Origin of the sequence: Paenibacillus lentus (assembly GCF_042714055.1) — a bacterium.
In the GTDB taxonomy this organism is placed as follows: domain Bacteria; phylum Bacillota; class Bacilli; order Paenibacillales; family Paenibacillaceae; genus Fontibacillus; species Fontibacillus lentus_A.
In genome coordinates this window covers 46,751-72,385 of record NZ_JBHGVC010000001.1, presented here as the reverse complement: position 1 = coordinate 72,385, position 25,635 = coordinate 46,751, and the positions used below count along the sequence as shown (strand labels likewise).

Below are 25,635 nucleotides of genomic sequence, written 5' to 3'. Positions count from 1 at the left end.
CTCTCTATAACCGACTCTTGCTTTAACCGCTGCGTGAAGAAATGCCTAGCAGAAACACATCTACAGCCTTGCGATGTATCGCCAGCACTTCCGATTTGGACAATTTCTCATAGTAAGTAATCCCAAGACCATTAATAAGCCCCACCAGGATCAAGGTTAACGAATCCAGCTCTTCCTCCCGGAATTCTCCGCTTCTCATTCCTGCTTCCAATATCTCGCGAATCAGAGGATAGTGCTGCCGATTGATATCAAATATCTTTTCGAGCACTTCAGGATCACTGCCATAGCTCCCGGCGAATTCCTCGCTCGCACTGACCAGAGGATTATCGAAGCTGTTCGCGTAGTGTTCCGCCAGCGCGTACAACTTCTCTGTTGCCGTCATTTCGGGGCGCTCAATATTCCTCCATTCTTCCTCCCACTCCAGCATCATTCGCTCTAACAATTGAATGAAAAGCTGTTCCTTGCTCTTATAATGATAATAAATACTCCCTTTGCTTACGCCGGACAGTGTCCGAATATCCTCCATCGACGTCGCGCCGTAGCCCTTGCGAATAAACAATTCCCTGGCACTGTCCATGATATGCCTCTTAGTACGTTCTGCTTCCTCGGGTGTTCTTCGAGCCATTGCTATAACCACCTGACACAATTATACTGACCGACCGGTCTAATTAAATAATAGAGCATAATATTCTGTTTCGCAATAGTAAGCAAAAAAGGCTCCGAAGCTTGCATCCCTCAGCCATCAAGGACAAGATCATTAAGAATCAGCCCTTGGATAGGCAGGACTTAATAACAGCCAATCGTTTGTCCATATCCATGAACAAACGATTGGCTGTTCACACTAATACACGTCAACGACCGCTGTCGCTTCAAGCCCCTCGTACGTAACCGTTAAAATCGTCTGCCCTCTACCTGCCCCCGTAATATTCCCCTCCGAATCTACGGCCACAATCGCCGGTTCGGCGGAAATCAGAAAACTATCGGGGGGTACGATCGAGCTGTGATCTCCCCGGATATAAGTTACTACCAAATCCAGCGTCTGGCCCACGGACAGGCTGTATTCGCTGGAATCCAACTGCAGCCTGGCTTGGGGCGCAGAGCCGTAGACATACACGATCGCGCTTGCCTCCACTCCAGAGGACTCGGCGGTTATCGTTGCCTCTCCAAGCCGCAGACCGGTAATATTCCCTGCCGAATCGATAGAGACTATGGAGGGATCGGACGAGGCATAAGTGACCTGTCCGGTGACATTTCCCAGCTCCCCATGACCGTAAACCGCGGTCACGACGGTATCCAGCGTCTGATTAACACTCAGGCTGTAGCTGTCTGAATCAAAAGCTAATGACCTGATCTGTTCGGAATGGGCTGGAGCCGACAGTTTGATGATATTGCCGTACTGCGTAAGCAATATGGTGCCGCCATCATGGGTAGGAACAACCGTGGTTATCCATTCAAGGTCGGTTTTTGCCCACTGAAGATTCCCTTCCCCATCCGTCTTGAGCGCCCCTCTTACCGTTCCTATCAAAAATCCGCCATCGTCCATCATTTCCAAGGAAAGAGCTTTCCCCTGAACCCCATAATTTTGCGTCCTTACCATTTCACCCGATGAATTTATCAGCGTCAACACGGTGTCCGTACGATAATCAGAGGAAACGATCGCATATCCGCCATGACCGAGGGAGATTCCTACAGAAGGTTTAAATCCGTCGTAGCTCTTATGCCAAGCCACTTCCCCCGCCCCGTCCAGATTATAAATATCCAGCTTGCCTCGATGGGATGAAATCACGGTATATTCCCCTTCCCGGGATTGCTCAATCGAGAACGTATCCATATTCCATAGCTCAAAGAAGGTGCCGGATTTCAGCGTAGTTTCCCAAACCTCCTGGCCGTTCGCGTCCAGTTGCCCCACCACCATAAACATCGGCTCGCCCGATTGAGTCAAGGAATAAATAAAGTTTCCGGCGGCATCCTCCTTGATTTCATATAACTCCGCATATCCAATATCCCTGATAAAAGCTTTACTCCACTCCAGCTCCCCGGCAGCATCTATTTTCGCCGCATAGGAAATCGAGTCAAAGTAATAGAATTCGGGATAGGTTCCGCTAAGAATAAATCCGCCGTCACTTGTAGGCATCGCGGACGTTATCGTTACGCGTTTTCCGTTATCGCCGGTTAAGTAAAACGTCGTGCTCTGCTCAAGCAGGCCCGTCCTGTCCACCCAAGATAAATTCACCAGATCCCTTAGCGCGACCCCTGCCAAATAATATCCCTGATCCGTTTGATTCAAATGATGTACCTTGATATAGCTGCCGTACTTATGGCTCCACTCCACGCTAGGCTGCTCATCAGGCGGAGACATAGCAAACAAAGTAGACGGCCACAGGGATACAAGCGCAGCAATTAGCATGCACAGGATTGATTTTCGGCTTCCTCCAGCCATTGCACTGCGTTTTTTCATCGCCTCTCCTCCAATCTTGGATAACCGCCGATCTGAACAAGGGCCGACGGCTAATGAAATATAAAGACTTATTGGATTCAGTTGTTTTAATACACATCAACAATAGCCGAGGCTTCTAATCCGTTATAGGTCGCTTTAAGAATCGTCTGTCCCTGCTGTAAGCCTATAAGTTTCCCATCTTCATCCACTATGGCAACAGATGGATCGCTCGTGCTAAACGAGCTCTCTGTCGTCACATTGCTCCGGCTCGCTCCTTCGAAGTAAGTAACGATCAAATCAATCGGTTGCCCGACATTGATTTGATATTCGCTGGAGTCCAGCTGCAGAGACTTATGCGTTTTAAATACGTGCACCCTTGCGACTGCCTCTGCACCATTCAGCGCAGCCCTTATATAGGTTGAACCCAGCTTTTGGCCGGTAATATTTCCTTCCGGGTCTATCGTAACGATCGACTCGTCATCCGAAGAGAACACGACCTGGTTCAGGTTAGCGACTACTTTTCTTTCGCCGCCATAGACAGCCGTAAGCACCGTATCCAACGTTTGTCCTTCAATCAAGCTGTAGTCAGGCGAATCAAATTCCAGCCTGTCTATGCTGCTGCCAAGCTTTAGCAACTTTCCGCCGGAGATTACCGCGGCACCGCCGTCTGCCGTTGGAATGGCCTGGCGCACTCCGCTCAACTCGTAGATCCAGAGGATATCCCCGTTCGAATTTATTTCATATACCCCTTCCGAAGTTCCTAATAAGTACCCCCCTTGGGAGGTTGAATGCAAAGCCTCGACTTGTCCCGTCAAATCCAGGGTTTGAACGGATACGTTCTCGTCCGCTTTATTATGCTTGTACAGCGTAATATGCTCTTGCTGCGTGCCGGCAAGGGTATAGCCGCCGTCATCCGCAGTTGCTGCTCTGCCTGCTAAGAGCTGACGGTATTCCTTCGAATAGTTCAAGTTAACGTTATCATCGAATCTCCATACATACGCCTTGCCGTTTTTGCTTCCAGAGATGAGGTAGCTCCCGTCTTCCAGCTCAATGATCTGATCGTTGCGCACAAGGGGATCTCTCGCTGCGCCGCGGCCTAGCTCCCTGACCCAAGCCAAGCTGCCATCGGCATTAAACTTGCCGATCGTTGCCCTAAAAAATCCCGAAAGAAATAAGCTCTCTGCATTATTGGCGTACAAAAATCCCCCGTCCCTCGATTCATGAATATCATCAAAGGAGGCATGGGCTCCCGACTGGTATTCGGTGTCCCATTTCAGCGATCCTTCTGGAGTAATTCTTGCGGCATAAAAATCGCTTGACCGGGAATGGCTGCCCGGAATCGTAGCACCCAAGATATATCCGCCATCTCGTGTAGTACTTGCCGCCTCAAGCACGGCACGGATGCCCTTGGATGTAAGAAGCTCCAGCTCCTTATCCCAATAAATCGTCCCGTCTGTGCTGAGCTTGGCAATATATGCGAGATGCGATTCATTATCTACGCCAATGACCGAGTATCCATTACCGGTATCAAATACATTGATGAGCCCTATATCCGGCCCGAAATCCCTTTCCCATTCCAGCGTTCCCGCAGCTTCGGAAGCTGTCGCCGGACCCGCCGGCAAGCACCATCCCAAAACGATGGCCAACAGCAAAATGAATATCCTTTGATTCAAAAGTACATGAGCTTTGTTCATAATTCTCTCCTCCTGGATAAAAGAATGTATGACTGTACTCGCAGCTAGATATTCATAGAGAAAGATATTCGGTTAGAGGACGGCTCGTCCTTTAAGCTTAACCCCTTTTTGTCAATACACATTAACAACGGCTGTGGCCTCAAGTCCGTTATAGGTCACCGTCAAAATCGTCTGTCCCCGCTTCAAGCCTATAATGTTCCCTTCTATGTCCACGATCGCTATAGAAGGATCACTCGTACTAAACGCACTTTCCCTCGTTACGTCAAATTGGCTCGCTCCTTCCAAGTAGGTAACGGCCAAATCTATCGGTTCGCCTATATTGACACTGTATTCGTTTGAGTCTAATTGCAGAGCTTGATACGTATTAAAAACGTGCACCTCTGCTATGGCCTCTAAACCGGTCAACGTAGCCCTTATATAGGTCGAACCTACCTTATGACCGGTGATATTCCCATAGGAGTCAATCGTAACGATCGACTCGTCATCCGATGAGAAAACGACCTGGTCAAGATTAGTGACCGTTTTTCTCTCACTGCCATAGACTGCCGTGAGTACCGTGTCCAGCGTCTGACCTTCAATCAAGCTATAGCTGTGAGAATCAAACTCCAGCCTAGCAATGCTCCCGCCAAGCTTTATTATTTTTCCGCCGGAGATTACGGCAGTGCCTCCGTCTGAAGCTGGAATTGCCTTCCGAATTCCGCTGTCCTCATAGGACCACAGTAAATCTCCACTAGAATTTGTTTCATATACGCCTTTTGAGGTTCCGAGCAAGTAACCGCCTTTTGATGTCGTGTGGAGAGACTCAACTTGCCCCGTCAAGGCCAGCGCTTGAACGGATATGTTTTCGTCCGAAGCATTATTCTTGTACAGCGTAATAAGCCCCAGCTCCGTACCGGCCAGAACATATCCACCGTCATCTGTGGCTACTGCTTTGCTTGCTGTAAGCGAAGGGTACTCCTTCGATTGTATAAGGTTAGCGTCAGCATCCAATCTCCAAATATATGTCCTGCCGTCCTTATATCCGGAGATGAGGTAGCTGCCGTCAGTTAACTCCATAATCTGGTCGGCATGCAGCAATGGACTCATGGCCCCGCCGCTGCCAAGACCTCTGCTCCACTGTTTGCTTCCATGGGCATCGAGCTTACCGGCGTTTACCTGGAAAAATCCCGCGAGCCAGCCCTCTGTATTGTTCGCATACAAGAATCCCCCGTCCTTGGCCTGATGAATATCATCAAAGGAAGCATGAGCCCCTGATGGATATTCGATTTTCCATTCTACCGAGCCGTCAGGAGAGATTTTTGCCGCATAATAATCGCTGTATCGTGGATGCTCCTTCGTAACGGTAGCACCTAGAATATAGCCGCCGTCCTGCGTAAAGCCCGCTGACTCCAAATTTGCGATCTTGCCATATTCGTTTCTAAGCTCCAGTTCCTTGTCCCAATAAACCGTCCCGTCTGCATATAGTTTAGCTAAATAAGCGCTTCTCGTATCCTTATTCACGCCGACGACCGAATATCCATTACCGGTATCCTGCACATTGATAAGTTGAATACTTGCCCCAAAGTCCCGTTCCCATTGCAAATTTACCTGAACTTCAGAAGCCGCGGCCTGTCCCGCTGGCAGAACCCATACTAGCGTAAGGGCTAACAGCAAGATGAATATCCTTTGATTCAAAAGTACATATGCCTTATTCATAATTCTCTCCTCCAAGATTTAAGAATGTATGACTGTACTCGTATTAGATATCCCAAGCTGATCAATCTCCGGTTAGTGGGCCGATTCGGCCGCAAGCTTAATCACCTTCTCATAAGAGGTGAGATATACGACCCCGCCGTCTCGTGTCGGCAGCGCTTTTGTTAATTGACTTACCGGCTTGCTCCATAGCACGTTGCCCTGTGCATCACAGGCAATGACCGCATTAGAGAGACCGATTAAATAGCCGCCTTCCGGCGATAGTTCAATCGATCTTGCCGTACCGTTAATGCCAAGATCTTTGCTTAAGTAGCTTTGTCCGTTATGATTGGTGACGAAAAGGACAGATCGATTCAGCCAGCGATCATAATTAATTATCGCAAAACCGTTGTTTGATGTTGGCACGACCCATCCGATCCCGTCGCCATGAGAGTTAATCCATTCTGATTGTCCCGAAGCATTCAGCTTCCACAGAATATACGCGCCGCTGCGGAAGGCTCCGGCGATATAGCCACCGTCTGCCGTCTGATGAATGGATTCTATGGCCACATGAGGGTCGTATTTTGTCATGGTTAGCTCATTTTGCCACTGATGCGCCCCTGTAGCATCAAGCTTCACGATATAGGATGTGGATTGACCCGAATTATAAGAATAAATCATGCCTCCGTCCTTTGTCTCTCGGAGATCCTCAAATTCCACATAATCCTGATTGAACTTTTCCTTGTCCCAAACAACAACGCCGTCCTCATCTGTTCTGGCAATATAGTAATAAGATTCATAACCTGGGACAGTGCCTCCGAGAAGGTATCCCCCTTCATCCGTATAATATGCTGCTGTAATGATCACCTGATGATGATCGCTGGTTCTTAGATCCAGCACTTTCTCCCAGACCACATTTCCAGCGGCATCCGTTCTTACTAGGTAGGCTTGCTTCTTGTTCTTCGTCCCGATCAGCGTATAGCCTTCATCCGTCTCATAAATGTCAAAAATTTTAATGCCGTTACCGCTAAAATTGATCTCCCATTCCTCATCCGGCTCTTGTCCGCTTAGAGGGCTGGCGGCGGTGGTGCCAACGAAGAGGTTTGCAGCAAGTAGCGCTGCGACCACAAGGGAATACCATGCTTTTGTCCATCCATGTTCTAAAGTCATCATTTTCCTCCAATCATCATGAATTTGGAAACATGACAAGCTATGTATACCACCTCCTGATATTTAAGTATGGAGTACATATATTTAGACTACATTTACCGTTGGAAGTTTCGTTATAATTTACCATATTTTCCGAATTATATTTAGCGAATGTAGGAAGTCTTTTTTTCAGCCAAGGCATCCTTAAGCCAGTTTGGATGCATAGGCAGCAGTTCCTCTGGCAGCCCGTCAAATGCAAAATAATCGACATCCAGCGTTTCATCGTTATGCTTGTTCAGCCTGCCCCCCACGATCTTGCATTCGAAGCAGGTCGTAATGAAATGGCTCACTTCTCCATTCGGATACGCGAATACCTGAGACTCGGGATCGGAGTAAACGCCGATGAGCCGGGCAACCGTCACTACTAACCCGGTTTCTTCCTGAATTTCTCTAATGATGGCTTCTTCAACGGTCTCTCCCGGCTCTACATGGCCGGATGGAATACCCCATAAGCCGTTATCCGCACGCTTCATCAATAGCACGCGCCGATTCTGATCCAAAATGATGCCAGCCACGCCTGCTTTAATATGATCAGGCCAGCAGAAGGGTGGCCTGATCCATGGACGGATCGATATATGATCAGCAAATAAACTCATTAAATCAGGTATAACAGCGTCGGGATTGCGGAAATCTTTTGCGGAAGGGAATACGCTTCTCGTATGCTGACTGACCAGAATAGCCGAAATGCCCGCCTGATGCGCCCCTAAGATATCGGTGTACGGATTGTCGCCCACCATAACGACCCTCGTTGACGATGAGAAAGAGTCTAGCGCGGCTGCAAACATATAAGGGGAGGGTTTGCCTACTACAAAAGGCTTCCGATCCGTAGACACCCGAATGGCTTCTACTATTGCACCCACTCCGGGAGAAGGCCCTTCCGGGGTCGGAAATATCCTGTCTGCACTCGCAGCCACAAATTTCACGCCTTTATGAATGAGCTGAACCGCTTTCTGGATATCATGGAAGGAGATTTGGTCATCCCAGCCTACAACGACAGCTTCCGTATCGATATCCTCTTCGCCGGTATGGATAACACGCACGCCAGCCTGCTCACATTCCCATTTTAAATGTTCATCTCCCAGTAGAAGAATGGATTTGATCTTCTCCTTGCTTAAAAATTGAGCCGTAGCCCAACTGGACGTGACGATTTCTTCAGGGGCGGCTTCAATTCCTAATCGATTCAGCTTAGCTGCCGTTTTCTCTCGTGTCGTACAAGGATCATTCGTTAAAAAACGGATTTCCTTGTTGCCTTGACGTAAACGTCCAAGCGCTTGCACCGCTCCTGGAAGCGGCTCAGAGCCGATATAAACGACTCCGTCCAAATCAAACAGAAACACATCAAATTCACCTGCAAGCATCATTTTTCTCTCCTCACTACTGTTTTTCTTCACAACTTTTTTGGAATAATAATAGCTTTCGAACCATCCAGAAACAAAAAAAACACTTCCATTGGAAGTGGCGTATTAACGATAGGATATGCACATTACGGCTCAGACCCTAACCCCTATCACTTCCCTACGCTGGCATCATCCAGATCAGGTTCAAAGGGTTAAAGACTTCCAGCCTTTTCTCAGCTTTTACCACAAAAGCACCCCTAGCAATTTATTATTCTATTATCCGTCTATTCCATACGAGGATAGCACAATTCCATTTACCCGTCCATAAACCCTGTCGATCCGGGTTAGTCCTGCAGCAGCTCCCGAAGACTCTCTTCCCACCGTTCCAACACCGTAACGGGCTCCTTTAGCTGAATTTGCACGCCGGAGGTGATGTCCGCGTATTTGGCCTTATCCTCCCGGCAGGATACGACCTCAGCTTCGAACCGAGTACGCGGATGCCTGGCGTTTGCAAGCTTAGGGAGCCTCGACAGGGATAATTGGATATAACATGCGGACTGATTGGAAAAAGCCACTAACGTCGCTTGCCCAGTTCGAAGGATATTGCGCGTCGTAGTTGTATTTTCCCATAAACTGAGCCGAAGCGTTGTCCGGCTCAGTGCGACGATTTCGCCTACGCTGAGCATCGCCGCATGCGGCCAATTTTGCTCCGCAGCGGTTAGCAGCATAAAGGCTTCATGCTGCTTCTGCGATAAATCCTGCCCATTGAACAGCGTATACAAATGAGGGGACAGGGCTGCAACGTCATTATTCATTATTTTCCTCCATGCTTTTATCAATCTTCGACCGCAATGCTGATGCTATCTTCTATTTCGCCGCTTTCGAATAAGCTTCCTTCATTCCATTGTAATCGATGGCTCCCTGAATTCTTTGCGAAATTACGCCCTTGGAATCAAGCACATAAGTCGTTGGATAAGCAATGACCTGATATTGATCGGTAATTCGTCCCGTCAGATCGAGCGCATGCGGAAAGGTTAGGCCAAAATCCTCGATAAAAGCTTTCACGTTCTCCTGACTCTCCTCAAGATGAGTCATATTTACCGCCAGTACAACCGCATCCTTGCTTGCGTATTTAGTATAGAACTTCTCCATGTGCGGCATCTCGATCCGGCACGGCGGGCACCAGCTCGCCCAAAAATTGAGCAGCACCGTCTTTCCGCGGTAATCCGACAGTTGAACCTCTTCACCGTCGAGATTTTGCAAGGTGAAATTCGGCGCCCGGTTGCCGATCTTCAAGCCAACGGGAATAGACTCATCCTCTTCGGCCGCTTGCTCCGATTTTTCCTTTTGGGCATTTGCTTTATCCACATAATCATAAGTTCCCCAGCCGATCAACCCGAGGAGCACGATGATGGCAATCCAGTTTTTTTTCATCTTTACTCTCTCCCTCCTTATATGTAATCTAAAACGCAGCCCCATTCATCGGGTATCCCATAAAGCATCCAAAATGAGTATAAAGATCGCTAAGAGAACAAATAACAGCTGCTGCAGAGAAAATCCAACCAGCACCACATCACGATTCCCGTTCAAAAAGGGAATGACCACAGAGCCGATGCTGTACCATAATGCAAGCGGGACAAACGATTTCGTCGGGTATTCGAACTTCAGCCAGGCTGCGATAGCTAAAGCGGCAGACAGAAGAGCAAAAAGCGGATTCTCCCAGCCCGTTATTCCTTCTGACATGGAAAGCAGCGTAAATCTAGCAGCTTGTACAGCACCGTATGCCAAGACTACGCCCTTGATAAGCAGAATGATATGCGGCCGGTTTCTGTAGCCCCTGTAGATTAAATATGCAACCGCTCCCAGTACACCGAGCCATAACCCCCGTTGTCCCCCTGTAAAATACAGCAGTGACATTGGATTTGAGAATGCTTCTAGCGGATCAAAGAATAGTATACTGAATTTCCACAAGAAGAATCCGATACCGAGAGTGTTCACATAAGTATCCTTGATCCAACTGCCCGCTTCATGATGGCGGAGCCTGATCGATAGGACAATATAGCCGATAACAGCCGATAGTAGAAAAATGAGCAAATCCGCTCTTAGCACCAGCGAGCCAAGTGAGATCGTTCCGATGATATTTCCCTCCACTCTAACTATAGATGGCTTTATTAAAAAGCATGGAACCGATATCCAATCCCGCGGATCGTCTCTATCATTCCGCCGTCCGCGGTTGCCGAGTTCAATTTGTCCCTTAGCTTGCCGATGTGAACGTCAACCGTACGGAGCACGACGGTCTTCTCGTCATGAGGATATAACTCCTTCAGGATTTGCTCTCGGGACAACACCTGATTGGGGTGACGCATCAAATAATACATGAGCTTGAATTCATGCCTGGTCAGAGCAATCCTTTGCCCCTCGTATTTGGCTTCGTTTTTTAGAGGCTTCAGAGTAATGCCGCGATAGCTGATTTTGCTGCAGCGATGCTCTGTTCTTCGCAGCACGGTCTCTACCCGAACGATCAGCTCGGGAAGACTGAAGGGCTTCGTGATGTAATCGTCCGCCCCCAGCTTCAAGCCTCGAATCCGGTCTGCCTCATCTGCTTTAGCGGACAGCATAATGATGGGCACGTCACTCTTCGCGTGCTCGCGAATCCAGCTGGTCAGCTCTTCGCCGCTAAGCCCCGGCATAATCAAATCGGTAATAACGAAGCAAGGGTCATAGCGATCGAAAAGATTTTTACCAGCAAGCCCGTTCTCCGCTTCCCATACTTCATATCCTTCATTTTCCAAGCCAATTTTAATGAGCTGCCTCAGCCTAGCGTCATCCTCTACGATGAGAATCGTTTTGCCCAAGGTGTTCATGCCTACACCTCCCTCGCGCACAGGAGCATATTTCGAACAATTCATCCGGCTATGAGTATACCGCAACATTGTTAAGATTCTTTAAAGTTGTCATCAATAATTCAACAACATACCCCTAGGGGTATGTGAAAATAATATGTCTTTTGCAGCCGCATGTCAAGCCGTCTTTCTATCCGTCAGCTTCGGAAAATTCGTTTAGGTTTAAAAAGACTATAGTCCTATTCTCAAGTATTTACGAAACTACCTGCCTCTGTGCTCGTATAACATCTTTTAAAACATAATTTTTTTCATATGGCAAGGGGGGCATATATTTGATAGAAATGCGCAGCAAGGAAGACTTGAAGTACTCTAACCAAATTCCGAAATGGGCTAAATTCGCTCATGTCGTCATTATTTCCATCATCGGATTAATCGGGGCGGGGGCCTTTGTTCTTGGAGGCTATTTCGTATATACCGGGGATTGGCTTGGAGCGATTCTTTGCTTGATCGTTGGAATCGTGATTGTGTGGGCGACGCGAATGATGATCATAGGGAGTAAGCTTCATACCGATTTCGTTTTTGTTAGCGAGCTTAGAGATGATGGCTATTATACATATTTCAAAAATATAAAGAACGGTCACGAAGAGGAGCACTTGATTCCGTTCCAGCGTATGCAGGAGGTTCTCATCGCCCGGAAAACGCAGTATATGTCTTCAGGGAACAAGGATATCCCCGGTCATTACATCGTCGGCTCACAGATTATTATGCAGTGGCGTGATGAGCATGGAAATATCGATTACAGCCTTTTTGGCATAGCGAGTCGGAGCGATCTTTCGAAATGGGTGAATAAGTTTAGGGAGCATAACGTCCCTCTGCTTCATACGTACCAAAATGTGAGTGAAGCATCCGCGGCTGATTTCATTAGCGGATATCATGAGTTGGATAAATCGCCACTGAGCTCCATCGATCTCTTGTCTGATATCGAGACTAGACGCCGTAACAATATCCCGATGTGGCAAAGCGCGGAAATGAAGCTTCGCCGGGCGCAGCAGCAATCCGGCAATGATCGGCGGATTTTTCGGCCGATGTATGGAATTGCCCTGTTCGCCTTGTTTCTGAACGCCATGCTATGGATGCCTTATTGGGTAATTGAGGAAGAGATGTTCGCAGATAGCTCTCCCTCGGCCGTTATTAGCGTCTTAACCGTCTTGAGCGTCATCATATCGAGAACGTATTGGAGACGAAAGCGGCGATGGTATTTGCCCATTGCCGACATCCTGATGATCCTAGCGGTCAGCTTTGCCGGATTAACGGTGGCTAGACTGTGGCGGCCTATTCCATCCATTTACTATGAAGCAGCTTTAGTGGACGTACTGGCGAGCGGATTTTTTCTCATCATCGTATTCGTAGGCTTCAAGCTGCTGCATCGCCGGGATCGGCTCGAATAACGAATCATATCATAAACAAAACCGACCTTATCCATGGTTCGCTGTATTCCTTCATCCAGGCATCATGGAGATGAGATGTACCGGATGCAATCAAAGACGCGCACTATGGACACGAAGGTCGGTTATTTATTCTTTGATCTTAAAATAAGGACTTCGTTCAAATTTTGTTGACGTTCAATTTTTCACGTCTCTCCTTTGCCCCTCCCGTTCTCTGCAGCCTTGGTCTGCGGCTCGCCCCCGTCTATGACACGAAACGTCCCTGTACCGAAGGCGCATAGTTCTCCGTTTTGCATACGGGCATAGGCCTGCGTTGAAATGGATTTCCGTGAGCTGTGTACAATTTCCGCCGTAACTTCAATGCGTCCGCGTTCGGCCTTTGCTACATAATTCATGCTGAGATTAGTCGTCACTACGCTATCCCGGGGACGTGCGAGCATGGCGACCAATCCCATCGCCGAATCGATTAACGTGGCATGCACTCCGCCATGTACGATGCCGATGAGATTGAGATGGTGCGGCTGAATGTCAAGGGTCACGACGACCTTTCCCTCGCGGATCTCCGCGATTTGGCAGCCCAAATAGTCCCAAAATGTGTTTTTCGCCATCGCATTCCACTTTTCTATGCTGCGCTGCCACGCGCTTGTGTCTTCCGTTTCAGCATTCATAGCCGTTCTCCTTTCCCTTTGCTGCAGGCGACTAGCAATTATTCCGGCTTCTCGCCTTCCTCCTCGATCAATTTGCGGCGTAGCACCTTGCCGGCCAATGTCTTCGGCAGGCTTTCGCGAAACTCGTAGATTTTAGGCACTTTGTAGGCGGCCAGCTTTTCCTTGCACCACTGCTTCAGCGAATCCTCGTCCGGAGCAGCGCCGCTGCGCAAAACGACGTAGGCCTTCACCGTCTCCCCGCGGTAAGGATCAAAGACGCCGGCAACGATGGCCTCGGCCACATCAGGGTGCTCAAACAGCACCTCCTCCACTTCCCGGGGATAAATGTTATAGCCGCCCGCGATGATCAAATCCTTTCGCCGATCAAGAATATAGAAGAACCCATCCTCATCCATGCGGCCGAGATCACCGGTCAGCAGCCATCCTTCCTTCAAGGTTTTGTACGTGTCCTCCGGCCGCTTCCAATATCCCTTCATCACCTGGGGCCCGCGGACGGCGAGCTCGCCAACCTCACCCGGCTCGACGTCCTCCAGCGTATCCGGAATGACGATGCGGGCTTCCGTATCGGGAAAAGGAATGCCGATCGAGCCGCTCTTCCGTTTCTCCCAGATGTTATTGGCGTGCGTGACGGGCGATGCCTCCGTCAACCCGTACCCTTCGATCAGCTTGCCTCCCGTCAAAGCCTCGAATCTCGTCTGAACCTCGAGTGGCAGCGGAGCTGCGCCGCTGATGCACACATCAATGGAGGACAAATTATATTTCCGTACTTCCGGATGATTAATGATGGCCACATACATCGTAGGTGCTCCCGGGAATACAGTGGGCTTTTGCCGATCGATGGCCTTCAAAATCTGTTCCACCTCGAACCTCGGCATCAAAATCAGCGTGCCGGCCGTATGCACGGCTTTATTCAGCAGCACCGTCATTCCGAATACATGAAAGAACGGAAGCGCTGCCAAATACTTCTCCTGAGCAATCCGCCCGCGATAGAACCACAGCTGGGTTTGCAGCGTATTCGCCACAAGATTAGCGTGCGTCAGCATCACGCCTTTCGCAAAGCCCGTCGTTCCCCCTGTATATTGAATGAGCGCCAAATCCCGCTCTCCATCCACGTCGGCGTCGTACGGTTCGGACGAGGCTTCCTTCAGCTGCTCCTTTAGCGAAAGAACCCGCTGGTTATAGGTTATCTTTACGTGCATGCCGTCTTTTTTGGCCTTGATGGGATACAAAACGTTTTTAGGAAAGGGCAAATAATCCTTTATGGAGGCCACGAGGATATAGTTCAGATCCTCCCAATTCTCGCCCATCGATTTCTTCACACGCTCGGCGAGCACATCCAGCGTGATGATGATGCGAGTATCGGCATCCTTCAGCTGATGCTCCAGCTCTCGCGGCATATACAGTGGGTTCGTCATCACAACGACCCCGCCCATCAGCAGCGTTCCATAATACGCGATGACCGCCTGCGGGCAATTGGGGAGCATGACAGCAACCCTCTCCCCCTTGCGGATGCCCAGCTTCAGCAGGGCATTCGCAAAACGGTAACAGGAGTCGAGCAGCGTGCGGTAGTTTATTTTTGCGCCCATAAATTCTATTGCGATGTTCTCCGGATAATTTGCCGCGGAGTCTACGAGAAACTTTGCCAGATTATGTGTAGGATAATTAAAGGTCGGTGGTACTTCAGCGGGATAATGTCTCAACCAGGGTTTGTTTGACATTGCCGGCCACCCCTATCTTCAGATGTTCGTTACACAACATATTTCTCGGCATCAATGACTCTAGCGGCAATTTGCCGCTTTAGGCCGATCGTATCTGCCAGCGTTCTGCGCGTCAGCTTCTTGAGAACGGAAAGCTGCGTGCGCAGCATATCGCCGGATTCCATCACGGCCAGCAGTTCCTTCGCCCATCCTTCAAATTGACTAAACTGCTCATGGATGAATGCCGTCGTCATGGCGATCGGCAGCTCGGCCTTGGCTTCATCGGCCGCTTCCATCAACTTGCGGGTTCTTAACAAGGCGCTCTCCATGGCATAAATCGATATCATCATATCGGCAAGCGTGCTTAAAACCTCCTGCTCCTGCTCCAGCTTCAGTTGGTATTTCTGCACAGCGCCCGCTCCGGTCATCAGGAATATTTTCTTGGCCATGGCCAGCATATGGACTTCCTGCTCCAATGCCCCTTCGAACGTGTGGGACGCCACTAGGCCGAGCAGCTCCGATTGGAGGGCCATCGCCTTCTGCATTAGAGGCAGCTCTCCCTTCATCGCCCGCTTGATCAGCGTGCCGGGGATGAGCAGCCGGTTTATTTCATTCGTCCCCTCAAATATGCGATTGATTCGGGAATCGCGGTAAATCCGTTCGATCGGATATTCCTGAATATAGCCATAGCCGCCATGTATCTGTACCCCCTCGTCCGCGACAAAATCCAGCACCTCGGAGCCGAACACTTTGTTGATCGAGCACTCCAGCTGATATTCGGCAATGGCCTTAGCCGACTGGTAGCCGACATCCGCGCTTTGATGGTCTACCTCGGAGAGGCCGACGTCAAACAAGCCAGCCGTCCGGTAGACCATGCTTTCTAAAACGAAGGTTCGGATGTTCATCTCCGCCAGCTTTTTGCCAATGAGGGGAAAGGAGCTGATCGGACGGCCGAATTGCGAGCGTTCGTTGGCATATTTCGCGGAGTATTGTATCGCATCCTTAGCTGCTCCAACACACCCGGCCGCTAATTTGAATCGGCCAATGTTCAGGATGTTGAAGGCGATCAAGTGGCCTTTGCCGACCTCCCACAGCAGGTTATCTGCAGGCACCTTCACATCCTCCAGAATAAGCGGACAAGTCGAGGAGCCCTTAATTCCCATCTTCTTCTCCTCCGGCCCTACACTTACGCCCTCCATCTCACGCTCGACGATGAATGTGCTGAAATCCTTGCCGTCCACCTTGGCATATACGATAAAAACATTGGCAAACCCCGCATTCGTTATGAATTGCTTCGTCCCATTCAGCACGTAATGCGAGCCGTCTGACGATAACACAGCCGTGGCCTTCGCACCTAGCGCGTCAGAGCCCGAGGACGGCTCGGTGAGGCAATAGGCGGCAATCTTCTCCCCCGTCGCGAGCAGCGGTAAATATTTCTGCTTCTGGGCCTCCGTCCCGAAATACACGATGGGAAGGGTACCGATTCCGACATGCGCACCGACGGAGAGGGCAAACGAAGAGGCCTTCGTCAATCGCTCATTGATCAGGGTGGCGCTCACTTTATCCAGCCCCATTCCGCCGTAATTCTCCGGAACCTCGGCACTGAGCAGCCCGACCTCCCCGGCTTTTCTCAGCAGCTTGACCGTGAGGTCGTAGTCCAGTTTCTCAATTTCCTCATCCCTCGGCAAAATTTCCGCGGCGACGAAATCCTCCGTCGTCTCGGCAATCATGCGGTGCTCCTCCGTAAAGTCCTCGGGCGTCGTTATTTGTCGGTGATCCAAATCCTCGATCACAAATGCTCCGCCTAGAATTTTTCGAGTGGATTCCGCCGTGTTCATCGCTTGGGCTGATTCCTTATTCACCTTGATCATCTCCCTTTCCTTTGCGATATCCGTCTAACTCATTCCCAGTTACTGACCGCCATGCACTTCAAATACGCCCGCTGCTCCCATGCCTCCGCCGATGCACATCGTTACTACGCCGAATCCGCCGCCACGCCGCCGCAATTCGGAAATCAAGCTGGTCGAAAGCTTCGTTCCCGTACAGCCGAGCGGATGGCCTAGAGCAATGGCTCCTCCGTTCACATTGACCTTCTCTTCATTGATGCCCAGCTCGCGGATAATATAAAGGCATTGCGAGGCAAACGCTTCGTTGATTTCATAAAGCGACACGTCCTCCTGCGAAATGCCGGCCAACGCCAACGCCTTCGGGACCGCTTTAACCGGTCCAATGCCCATCATCTCCGGCTCCACGCCGCTAAGGGCAAAGGAGCGAAAGGTCGCCAGCGGCGTTAAGCCCCTTGCCACGGCATGCTCCTTGCTCATGACGACCACTGCAGCCGCCCCGTCGCTCATCTGCGAGGTGTTGCCTGCCGTAACCATGCCCCCGAGCTTAAAACCCGGCTTCAGTCTGGACAGCGCGTCAATTGTCGTATCCTTCCGCACGCCCTCATCTTCCTCAAATACAAAAGCTCGGCTCTGTATCCTCCCCTTGTCATCCACCGACTTCACTTCCACCTGCAGCGGAACGATCTCATCCCGAAATTTCCCTTCCGCTATCGCCTTCGCCGCTTTCTGATGCGAGCGCAGGGCGAACTGATCCTGATCCTCTCTGCTGACTCCGAATCGTTCCGCTACCCGCTCTGCCGTATGACCCATCGCCATGTATATTTCCGGCCGATGCTCCACAATCCGCGGATTCGGCGAAACCTTGAAGCCGGTCATCGGTACATGGCTCATGCTTTCCACTCCGCCCGCGATGATAACGTCGGCGTGGCCCAGCATAATGCGTTCTGCCGCCATAGCGATCGACTGCAATCCGGAAGAGCAGAAGCGATTGATTGTCATAGCCGGCACGGTGACCGGAAAGCCGGCGTACAGCGACATGATCCGGGCAAAATTCAGCCCCTGCTCTCCCTCCGGCATGGCACAGCCTATGATAATATCCTCCACCTCCTCCTTACAGAGACCAGGAGCTCTCTCCATCACCGCCTCAAGAACGGCACGGCCAAGATCGTCTGCTCGAACCGTCGCCAGGCTGCCTTTCTTCGCCTTGCCGACAGCGGTTCTCGCCATAGACACAATTACTGCTTCCCTCATTCTTTGCTCACTCCCCTCGTCATTAGTTGCGCAGCGGCTTGCCCGTGGACAGCATATGCTGCATTCGCTGCCGCGTCTTCGGTTCGCCGCAGAGGCTAAGGAACGCCTCCCGCTCCAAATCGAGCATATATTGCTCGCTTACATAGGTGCCCGGCGGAACGTCTCCCCCGGCTAGCACATGGGCCAGCTTCTTCGCGATAAGCAGATCATGGTCGCTGATATAGCACCCCTCCCTCATGCCGATTGCGCCTAACTGGAGCACGGCCTTGCCTTCCGAGCCGACGACACGCAGCCTCTCTTCCAGCGGCGGCTCGTACCCGGCGGCTGACATCCGAAGCACCGCCTGCTTCGCTTCATGAATCAAATAGTCCGGATGGACGACGATGCTATCATGCTCCCGCAAATACCCAAGCGCCTTAGCATCATGGCCGCTGCTTGATACCTTCGCCATTCCGATCGTTTCAAAGGCCCGTTGGATCAGCGGCTGCAGATCTCCGTCCGCTCCCGCATGCCGGCTGGCCCGCAGCGCCAGCTCCTTGCAGCCGCCCCCCGCAGGTATCAGTCCGACTCCCGCCTCGACCAATCCATAGTACGTCTCCGCCGCCACAATGACCTGATCCGCAGGCATGCACGCTTCGACTCCCCCGCCAAGCGTCATCCGATGCGGGGCGGCAACCACCGGCTTCTCGAACCGTTTCAGATTGTACATCGTGCTCTGGAACAGTCGGATGATATCATCGACCTCATCCCACTCCTCATCCTGCGCCTCCATGAGCAGCAGCATGAGATTCGCGCCAACGCAAAAGTTGCGCCCTTGGTTCGCAATGACCAGTCCGGCGAAATTTCGCCGCACCTCTTCTACGCTCTGCGTAATCATCGCCAGGATGTCGCCGCCGATCGCATTGTTCGGCGAGTGAAATTCCAGGCAGGCCACGCCATCGCCCAGATCAATCAGACTTGCGCCGCTGTTGGATTTGACCACCTTGTTTTGCTCCTTCAGCTCCCGTAAAGAGATGATTTCAGACGGAATATCAACCTCCTTGTATTGGCGGCCCGCCGCCTGGAACAAAACGCCGTTTTCCTTCTTATAAAACGTCTCATGTCCCTCCGAAAGCCATTCCTTGACCCAGACAGGGATCGTCAGCCCCTCGGCCTCCATCCGTGCTGCAGACCGGGACAGGCCGATGGCATCCCAGGTCTCAAAGGGGCCGAGCTCCCAATTGAAGCCCCATTTCATCGCTTCATCGATCTCACGGATGCTGTCCGCGATTTCGCCCATCTTCTCGGCGGAATAGATGAGTACCTGCTTCAGCACGCTCCAGGCAAAGTCAGCGTAACGATCCCCTCCAGCCAGCAGCGCGTTCGTCTTGGCCTTCGCGCCTTTAGCCAGCTTCGCCGCCTCCAGCGAGCCGGAGGCTGGCTTCTTCTGCGGCCTGTATTCCATCGAGGCGAGATCCAGCGCAAGAATTTGGCTCCCTTCGGCTCCCTTCACCTTTTTATAGAAGCCTTGACCGGATTTCTCCCCTAGCCAGCCTCGATCAACCAGCTCCTTCAGCACATCGGGGATGGCAAAAATCGACCGCTCCTGCTCGTTTGCAACCTGATTGAACACATTGTTCGCCACATGCGCGAATGTATCCAGACCGACCAGATCCAGCGTGCGGAACGTCGCGCTCTTAGGTCTGCCCAGGGCAGGCCCGGTAACGGCATCCGCCTCCTCCACCGTCAAGCCTCTCTCGATCATCTCGCGGAGCGTGACGAGCAGCCCATACGTGCCGATCCGGTTGGCAATGAAGTTCGGCGTATCCTTGGCCTGAACGACCGTCTTGCCCAGCTTTCTCTCCACGAATTCGCTCATCCTGGCGACCACACCCGAGTCGGTATTTGTCCCGGGGATGATCTCCATCAGCTTCATGTATCTGGGCGGATTAAAGAAATGCGTCCCGAGGAAATGACTTTGAAAAGCCGCTGACCGCCCGGCCGCCATCTCGTTGATGGAGATGCCCGAGGTGTTCGAGCTTACAACGATTCCCGGCTTCCAATGACGCTCGATATCGCTCAGAAGCTTCCGCTTGACCTCCAGGTTCTCGACCACGACCTCAATCACCCAATCCACCTCGGAAATGAGGTGAAGATGATCCTCCAAATTCCCGGGGGTAATCCGGCTTGCGAACCGCTCGTCATAGAGCGGAGCAGGCTTCGTTCTTGCCAGCTGCTTGATGGCCGACGCCGCCAGACGATTCCGTACCGCGGGATGCTCCAATGTCAGCCCTTGGGCCGCTTCGGACTCCGTCAATTGGGCCGGTACGATATCCAGCAGCAAACAGGAAATTCCCGCATTCGCCAGCTGGGCCGCAATCCCCGATCCCATAATGCCCGAACCGATCACGGCCGCATTTGAAATTTTTTTGACCATGCTTCCTTACCTCCCGTGCACCTTGGTAAATTTAACGAATAACGACAATACCTTTTCCTCCGTAAATCCTCCGGAAAACCCTGATTATTGACGACTCGCATTACCGCTGCCGAACACGGACAGCTCCAAAATTTCCGCGATATCCTTTGCCTTGACCGCCTCATCGACCTCCTTCAGCTTCGTTCCATCCTCCAGCATCGTTAGGCAGTAAGGGCAAGCACTGCTGATCATGCTTGGATTCACATCAAGGGCCTGCTCCGTTCTGGCGACATTCACCCGTTTGCCGCTGGTCTCCTCCATCCACATCAGTCCGCCTCCGGCACCGCAGCACATGCCGTTCTCCCGGTTGCGCTCCATTTCAACCAGCTCTACGCCGGGAATGGCTCGCAGCACGGCCCTCGGCTCTTCATAGATATTGTTGTATCTGCCGAGATAGCACGAATCATGGTAAGTGATTCGCTCATTCACGCTATGCCGGGGAGTAAGCCGCCCCTCCCCCACCAATTGTTCCAGCAGTTGGGTATGATGAAGCACATTCACATTCTCCAGGCCGAAATCAGGGTATTCGTTTTTCAGCGTATTAAACGTATGCGGACAGGCCGTCACGATTTTGCGAACGTCATATTTACGGAAAGTCTCGATATTCTCCAGGCAAAGCTGCTGAAACACAAGCTCATTGCCAAGCCGCCGCGGCGTATCGCCCGAGTTTCTCTCCTCGTTGCCGAGAATCGCGAAGCTAACGCGGGCTTCATGCAGGAGACGAACGAAGGCTTTGGATATTTTGCGGCTGCGCTGATCATAGGAGCCCATCGATCCGACAAAAAACAAATACTCAAACTCCGGGTTCTCCTGAACCGTAGGCACCGAGACACCCTCGACCTCTCCCGTCCAATTGGCCCGATCGCTCCGGCTGAGCCCCCACGGATTTCCCTGACGCTCGATGTTCATCATGGCCCGCTGTCCCTCCTGCGGCATTCTCCCCTCCATCAGAATGAGGTGACGGCGCAAATCGATAATTTTGTCCACATGCTCATTGCCGACAGGGCATTGATCCTCGCAATTCCGACAGGTCGTGCAGGCCCATATTTCCTCTTCCGTCATCACTTCCCCGATCAGCGCCATCTCCTCGGGCGATTTATTCTGAATCGTCCAAGCCGCTTTGTGCCAATCCATCGTGGGCGTGATATGGGTAATGCCATTGCCCTCACTCCACGTAGGTTGGGACAGCTCAGCTTCCGACTGAAGCTGCAAAGCATGGGCGCCAGCTGCAGAGAAAGCGAAGCTCGGCACATAAGGGGATTTTCCGGTCATCGCGGCCCCCTTCTCCTGCAAATGATCGCGCAGCTTCGTAATCAGATGCATCGGGGACAAGGCTTTGCCGGTATTCGCTGCTGGGCAAACGTTCGTGCAGCGTCCGCATTCCACGCAAGCGTAAAAGTCGAGCATCTGCTTTTGCGAGAAATCCTCGATTTTGCCGGCGCCGAAGCTCTCGGCCTCTTCGTCCTCGAGATCCAGCTTCCTCAAGCGTCCGATCGGCTCGCTGCGGCCCAGCCACAGGTTAATAGGTGCAGTAATGATATGGAAATGCTTCGATTGAGGTACGTACACTAGGAAGGATAATAGTATGAGTAAATGCAGCCACCAGAACAGATAGAAGAAGAAAGCAGCGGAAGGCTGCGATATTCCGGTAAATGCAGCTGCGATAAGTGAGGAAATCGGGGCGTAACCGGCAGGCTCGAGTCCGAGCCATAACCGCTCAAATCCAAGCGAAAACAGGACGGTGATCATGAGGGAATAGATGAAGAAGATAACGAGACTTGGCTTCCAGCCTCTTTTCAATCGGGCCAGCTTCTCGCCGTACCTCCGGTACGCACCATAAGCCATAGCCAGCAAAATGAGCATCGCCGTTATTTCCTGCAGCAAGCCGAACTGCTCGTAAGCGGGGAGCGGCAAATGCCTGCCCTTGGCCAGCCCTTTAACAATTAAATCAAGGGCGCCGAACTGCAGAATAATGAAGCCGTAAAAAATGACCAAATGCATCAGACCGCTCCGCGGATCCTTCAGCAGCTTCTTCTGGCCGAATACCTCGACCAGAAATTCAACGAACCTCTCCTTGCTGCGCTCCCGGAAATCCGATGGCTTTCCGAGCCGCAAATACAAATAGCGATGATAGACAGCGATTGCGAAACAATAAACGAAAAGTCCAGTAACCGTCAGAAACAAGCCTAAGTTCACCAACTGCCACATCATGTGCTTTCCGTCCTTTCTTCTGGAATGATATAGCCCATGAGAAGACATGCCTAAGACAGCGTTTACAATTGACGGGTTTCATAAAATCTTATGGAGCAAACATTGACTTTTCCCATCGTTTCCCATAAGATGATTACAAAAATGAATGACCATTCATTCAGTTGGTTTAAATATTAACATTGAGGTGACCTCATGACAAGTAGAAAACAGGAAAAATTTGAAATGATTTTGGATGCTGCCGAAAAAGTCATTGCCGCCAACGGGTTTCACGGCTCGCAAGTGTCCAAAATCGCCAAGGAGGCTGGAGTAGCCGACGGTACGATTTATTTATATTTCAAAAAGAAGGAAGATATCCTTATCTCTTTGTTCGAGAATCGCCTCGGCAAGCTGGTTGAAATGTTCAATAGCAGCATTCAAGAGACCGACACAGCCGCTCAGGCGCTGCGCAAAGTGTGCGAGATCCACTACACAGAGCTCGAGAACAATGTCGACTTAGCTTATGTAACCCAAATCGAGCTGCGGCAAAGCTCCATTGAGCTGCGCAAAGCGATCGGTTTATCCGTGAAGCCCTATATTCAATTGATCGAGCATATTATACAGAAGGGGATGGCGGAGAAATCGTTCCGAGCCGAGCTGGATCCCAAGCTTACGCGCCACCTTATTTTTGGCGGAATGGATGAGGTTGTGACGTCCTGGCTCATTTCCGGGCGTAAATATTCCCTCTCGGCCCAGGTCGGCAGCACGGTAGAATTCTTCCTTAAAGCTTTGACATAAACTGCAGGTTCACGGATATCTGTCAAATGCTAATTTGAAGTAGAATGCGTCAAGATGTAGAGGAGGAGATTGGGCATGAACATCTTCGTAATTTTGAAGCAAACCTTTGATACCGAAGAGAAAATTGTGATTCAAAACGGAGAAGTGTCTGAGGATGGCGTCAAATTTGTCATTAACCCCTATGATGAGTATGCGGTGGAAGAGGCACTGCGCCTGAAGGAGCAGCATGGCGGACAGGTAACAGTCATTTCGGTCGGCCCGCCAAGAACCGCGGAAGCACTGCGAACCGCTCTGGCGATGGGAGCCGATGAAGCGGTACTCATCGCTAACGATCGCATTCAAACGGATGAGTACGGGATATCCGTTGTGTTGGCGGCCTATCTCTCCAAGGTATCCGCCGATGTCATTCTCGGCGGCAATTTCTCGGTGGATCACGGAGCTGGACAGGTCGCTGTTCGTTTGGCCCGGCTCCTTCAATTGCCGCATGCCTCCTCGATTACCAAGCTGGACATCACAAACGGCACAGCGTTGGTGCTGAGGGATGCGGAAGGCGATACCGAGACGATCGAGGTCGCCCTTCCCGCCCTGTTTACTGCGCAGCAGGGATTGAACGAGCCGCGCTATCCTTCCCTTCCTGGCATTATGAAGGCGAAGAAAAAGCCGTTTCGGCAGCTTGGCCTGGATGAGCTTGGCTTGTCGGAAGGGGATATCGCCTCACGTACAGAACGAACCGCCCTGTCTCTGCCGCCGCAGAGAAATGCCGGGCAAATTCTGCAGGGCGAGCTAAAGGAGCAAGTCGCCGAGCTTGTATCCAAACTCCGTACTGAAGCCAAAGTCATCTAACTTATCAAAGGGAGGAATACCAATGAGCAGCAGCTATGTGGTTATTGCGGAAGTTCGCGCAGGACAGCTGCGCCAGGTTAGTCTGGAGGCGCTCGAAGCAGCGCGGCTGTCCGCTAATGAAGATGACACGATCTCCGCCCTGCTTCTGGGGCATAATCTGGCCGAACAAGCAAAGCAGTTATCCCGCTGCGTTCAAGGTCAAGTGCATGTCATAGACCATCCGGAGCTGGAGCATTATTCAGCCGAACGTTATTACGCAGCAATCCTACCGGTGCTGGAGCCCTTGGAACCTATAGGCATTGTACTCGGTCATACCGCAATGGGACGCGATCTTGCCCCTATGCTCGCCGCCCACTTTCAGGCTGGACAGCTTTCCGATGTAACGGCCATTCATAGAACAGGCTCGGAAGTGCAATATGCTCGGCCTTTATATGCAGGTAAAGCTTTCGAGCAGAAGCGGTTCAAAGAAGGCCGCAAGGTCATTACCATCCGGCCCAACAACTTCTCTCCCGCCGTCGATTCCGGCTGTCCCGGAGAAATTGTCCCTCATGAGTACTCATCCTCCCCTAGCCTGCGATCCATCATCAAGGATGTCATTTCGAAGACGGCGGGGCAGGTTGATTTGACCGAAGCGCAAATTGTCGTCTCCGGCGGCCGCGGCGTAAAGAGCGCGGAGGGCTTTCAGCCGCTGCAGCAGCTCGCTGAGGTGCTGGGCGGAGCGGTAGGCGCTTCGCGCGGAGCATGCGATGCCGGGTACTGCGACTATGCGCTGCAGATCGGCCAAACCGGCAAAGTCGTGACGCCGCAAATTTACATTGCCTGCGGAATTAGCGGTGCCATTCAGCATTTGGCGGGCATGAGCCAATCCCGCGTCATCATCGCCATCAATAAAGACCCGGAAGCCCCGATCTTCAAAATCGCGGATTATGGGATCGTTGGCGATTTATTTGAGGTTGTTCCCCTGTTAACGGAAGAATTCCGCAAAGCACTTGCTTGAGCTCGTTTCAAGGCAGCCTATGGCTGCTGCAGAAGCCCAATATTTAAGGCGACGACGGATTTCCGTCGTCGCCTTAAAATTTCATCATGCTTGCTAGCGAGCGCAGCAGACGAAGCGTTGTTTTTCTATTGAAATGCCGTCTTTTGAGTCCGACGATTCTTCCCTCTTCATTCACCCTGTAATGCTGAGGAGGATGATGAAACGACTTCATATCCCTCTCCAACCGATATAATTCTTCTGTGTACATTTTCTCCCA

At 51.3% G+C, this 25,635-nt stretch carries 21 protein-coding genes and 1 riboswitch; of the genes, 4 read left to right on the top strand and 17 right to left on the bottom strand.

The window, feature by feature from the left end:
* Nucleotides 1-22 precede the first annotated feature (22 nt).
* From ACE3MQ_RS00305 to ACE3MQ_RS00260, 10 genes are all read right to left on the bottom strand, one after another.
* Complete coding sequence (locus ACE3MQ_RS00305) at nucleotides 23-625, bottom strand: TetR/AcrR family transcriptional regulator (RefSeq protein WP_379389434.1); 603 nt, start codon at nucleotides 623-625, stop codon at nucleotides 23-25.
* A 216-nt stretch (nucleotides 626-841) separates the two neighbouring features.
* Nucleotides 842-2,458: an Ig-like domain-containing protein gene (locus tag ACE3MQ_RS00300; RefSeq protein WP_379389432.1), complete on the bottom strand. Its 1,617-nt coding sequence runs from the start codon at nucleotides 2,456-2,458 to the stop codon at nucleotides 842-844.
* Nucleotides 2,459-2,544: 86 nt separating this feature from the next.
* Complete coding sequence (locus tag ACE3MQ_RS00295) at nucleotides 2,545-4,131, bottom strand: Ig-like domain-containing protein (protein ID WP_379389430.1); 1,587 nt, start codon at nucleotides 4,129-4,131, stop codon at nucleotides 2,545-2,547.
* A gap of 111 nt (nucleotides 4,132-4,242) precedes the next feature.
* Nucleotides 4,243-5,826, bottom strand: coding sequence for an Ig-like domain-containing protein (locus tag ACE3MQ_RS00290; RefSeq protein ID WP_379389428.1), 1,584 nt, complete (start codon nucleotides 5,824-5,826; stop codon nucleotides 4,243-4,245).
* A gap of 72 nt (nucleotides 5,827-5,898) precedes the next feature.
* Nucleotides 5,899-6,972: a hypothetical protein gene (locus ACE3MQ_RS00285; RefSeq protein ID WP_379389426.1), complete on the bottom strand. Its 1,074-nt coding sequence runs from the start codon at nucleotides 6,970-6,972 to the stop codon at nucleotides 5,899-5,901.
* A 143-nt stretch (nucleotides 6,973-7,115) separates the two neighbouring features.
* On the bottom strand, nucleotides 7,116-8,369 hold the full coding sequence (locus ACE3MQ_RS00280; protein WP_379390671.1) for an HAD-IIA family hydrolase: 1,254 nt from the start codon (nucleotides 8,367-8,369) through the stop codon (nucleotides 7,116-7,118).
* A 137-nt stretch (nucleotides 8,370-8,506) separates the two neighbouring features.
* Nucleotides 8,507-8,617: riboswitch (TPP riboswitch) on the bottom strand.
* 75 nt (nucleotides 8,618-8,692) lie between these two features.
* On the bottom strand, nucleotides 8,693-9,163 hold the full coding sequence (locus ACE3MQ_RS00275) for a pyridoxamine 5'-phosphate oxidase family protein (RefSeq protein ID WP_379389424.1): 471 nt from the start codon (nucleotides 9,161-9,163) through the stop codon (nucleotides 8,693-8,695).
* 52 nt (nucleotides 9,164-9,215) lie between these two features.
* Nucleotides 9,216-9,782 (bottom strand): peroxiredoxin family protein, encoded by a 567-nt coding sequence (locus ACE3MQ_RS00270; protein WP_379389422.1) that lies wholly within the window; start codon nucleotides 9,780-9,782, stop codon nucleotides 9,216-9,218.
* A 45-nt stretch (nucleotides 9,783-9,827) separates the two neighbouring features.
* On the bottom strand, nucleotides 9,828-10,499 hold the full coding sequence (locus ACE3MQ_RS00265; RefSeq protein ID WP_379389420.1) for a hypothetical protein: 672 nt from the start codon (nucleotides 10,497-10,499) through the stop codon (nucleotides 9,828-9,830).
* A gap of 20 nt (nucleotides 10,500-10,519) precedes the next feature.
* The gene (locus tag ACE3MQ_RS00260; protein WP_379389418.1) at nucleotides 10,520-11,212 is read right to left on the bottom strand and encodes a response regulator transcription factor; all 693 of its coding nucleotides are present in this window, start codon (nucleotides 11,210-11,212) and stop codon (nucleotides 10,520-10,522) included.
* A 311-nt stretch (nucleotides 11,213-11,523) separates the two neighbouring features.
* Here ACE3MQ_RS00260 and ACE3MQ_RS00255 point away from each other — a divergent pair, with 311 nt between their 5' ends.
* On the top strand, nucleotides 11,524-12,639 hold the full coding sequence (locus ACE3MQ_RS00255; protein ID WP_379389416.1) for a hypothetical protein: 1,116 nt from the start codon (nucleotides 11,524-11,526) through the stop codon (nucleotides 12,637-12,639).
* A 182-nt stretch (nucleotides 12,640-12,821) separates the two neighbouring features.
* Here ACE3MQ_RS00255 and ACE3MQ_RS00250 read toward each other — a convergent pair whose 3' ends face one another.
* From ACE3MQ_RS00250 to ACE3MQ_RS00225, 6 genes are all read right to left on the bottom strand, one after another.
* A complete protein-coding gene (locus ACE3MQ_RS00250) occupies nucleotides 12,822-13,304 on the bottom strand; it encodes a PaaI family thioesterase (protein WP_379389413.1) in 483 nt (160 codons plus the stop codon).
* A 38-nt stretch (nucleotides 13,305-13,342) separates the two neighbouring features.
* Nucleotides 13,343-15,022, bottom strand: a complete 1,680-nt coding sequence (locus ACE3MQ_RS00245) for a long-chain-fatty-acid--CoA ligase (protein WP_379389411.1) — start codon at nucleotides 15,020-15,022, stop codon at nucleotides 13,343-13,345.
* 29 nt (nucleotides 15,023-15,051) lie between these two features.
* A complete protein-coding gene (locus tag ACE3MQ_RS00240) occupies nucleotides 15,052-16,839 on the bottom strand; it encodes an acyl-CoA dehydrogenase family protein (RefSeq protein WP_379390669.1) in 1,788 nt (595 codons plus the stop codon).
* A 72-nt stretch (nucleotides 16,840-16,911) separates the two neighbouring features.
* Complete coding sequence (locus tag ACE3MQ_RS00235; protein WP_379389409.1) at nucleotides 16,912-18,099, bottom strand: acetyl-CoA C-acetyltransferase; 1,188 nt, start codon at nucleotides 18,097-18,099, stop codon at nucleotides 16,912-16,914.
* 22 nt (nucleotides 18,100-18,121) lie between these two features.
* Nucleotides 18,122-20,515 carry a 3-hydroxyacyl-CoA dehydrogenase/enoyl-CoA hydratase family protein gene (locus tag ACE3MQ_RS00230; protein ID WP_379389407.1) on the bottom strand — a complete coding sequence of 798 codons (2,394 nt, stop codon included), beginning with the start codon at nucleotides 20,513-20,515 and terminating at the stop codon, nucleotides 18,122-18,124.
* Between the two features lie 84 nt (nucleotides 20,516-20,599).
* Nucleotides 20,600-22,765, bottom strand: coding sequence for a (Fe-S)-binding protein (locus ACE3MQ_RS00225; RefSeq protein ID WP_379389405.1), 2,166 nt, complete (start codon nucleotides 22,763-22,765; stop codon nucleotides 20,600-20,602).
* A gap of 192 nt (nucleotides 22,766-22,957) precedes the next feature.
* Here ACE3MQ_RS00225 and ACE3MQ_RS00220 point away from each other — a divergent pair, with 192 nt between their 5' ends.
* The 3 genes from ACE3MQ_RS00220 (at nucleotide 22,958) to ACE3MQ_RS00210 (ending at nucleotide 25,379) form a co-directional block, all read left to right on the top strand.
* Nucleotides 22,958-23,539 (top strand): TetR/AcrR family transcriptional regulator, encoded by a 582-nt coding sequence (locus ACE3MQ_RS00220; protein WP_379389403.1) that lies wholly within the window; start codon nucleotides 22,958-22,960, stop codon nucleotides 23,537-23,539.
* A 75-nt stretch (nucleotides 23,540-23,614) separates the two neighbouring features.
* On the top strand, nucleotides 23,615-24,382 hold the full coding sequence (locus tag ACE3MQ_RS00215; RefSeq protein ID WP_379389401.1) for an electron transfer flavoprotein subunit beta/FixA family protein: 768 nt from the start codon (nucleotides 23,615-23,617) through the stop codon (nucleotides 24,380-24,382).
* Nucleotides 24,383-24,404: 22 nt separating this feature from the next.
* Nucleotides 24,405-25,379 (top strand): electron transfer flavoprotein subunit alpha/FixB family protein, encoded by a 975-nt coding sequence (locus ACE3MQ_RS00210; RefSeq protein WP_379389399.1) that lies wholly within the window; start codon nucleotides 24,405-24,407, stop codon nucleotides 25,377-25,379.
* A 73-nt stretch (nucleotides 25,380-25,452) separates the two neighbouring features.
* Here ACE3MQ_RS00210 and ACE3MQ_RS00205 read toward each other — a convergent pair whose 3' ends face one another.
* The gene (locus ACE3MQ_RS00205; RefSeq protein WP_379389397.1) at nucleotides 25,453-25,626 is read right to left on the bottom strand and encodes a hypothetical protein; all 174 of its coding nucleotides are present in this window, start codon (nucleotides 25,624-25,626) and stop codon (nucleotides 25,453-25,455) included.
* Nucleotides 25,627-25,635: the final 9 nt, after the last annotated feature.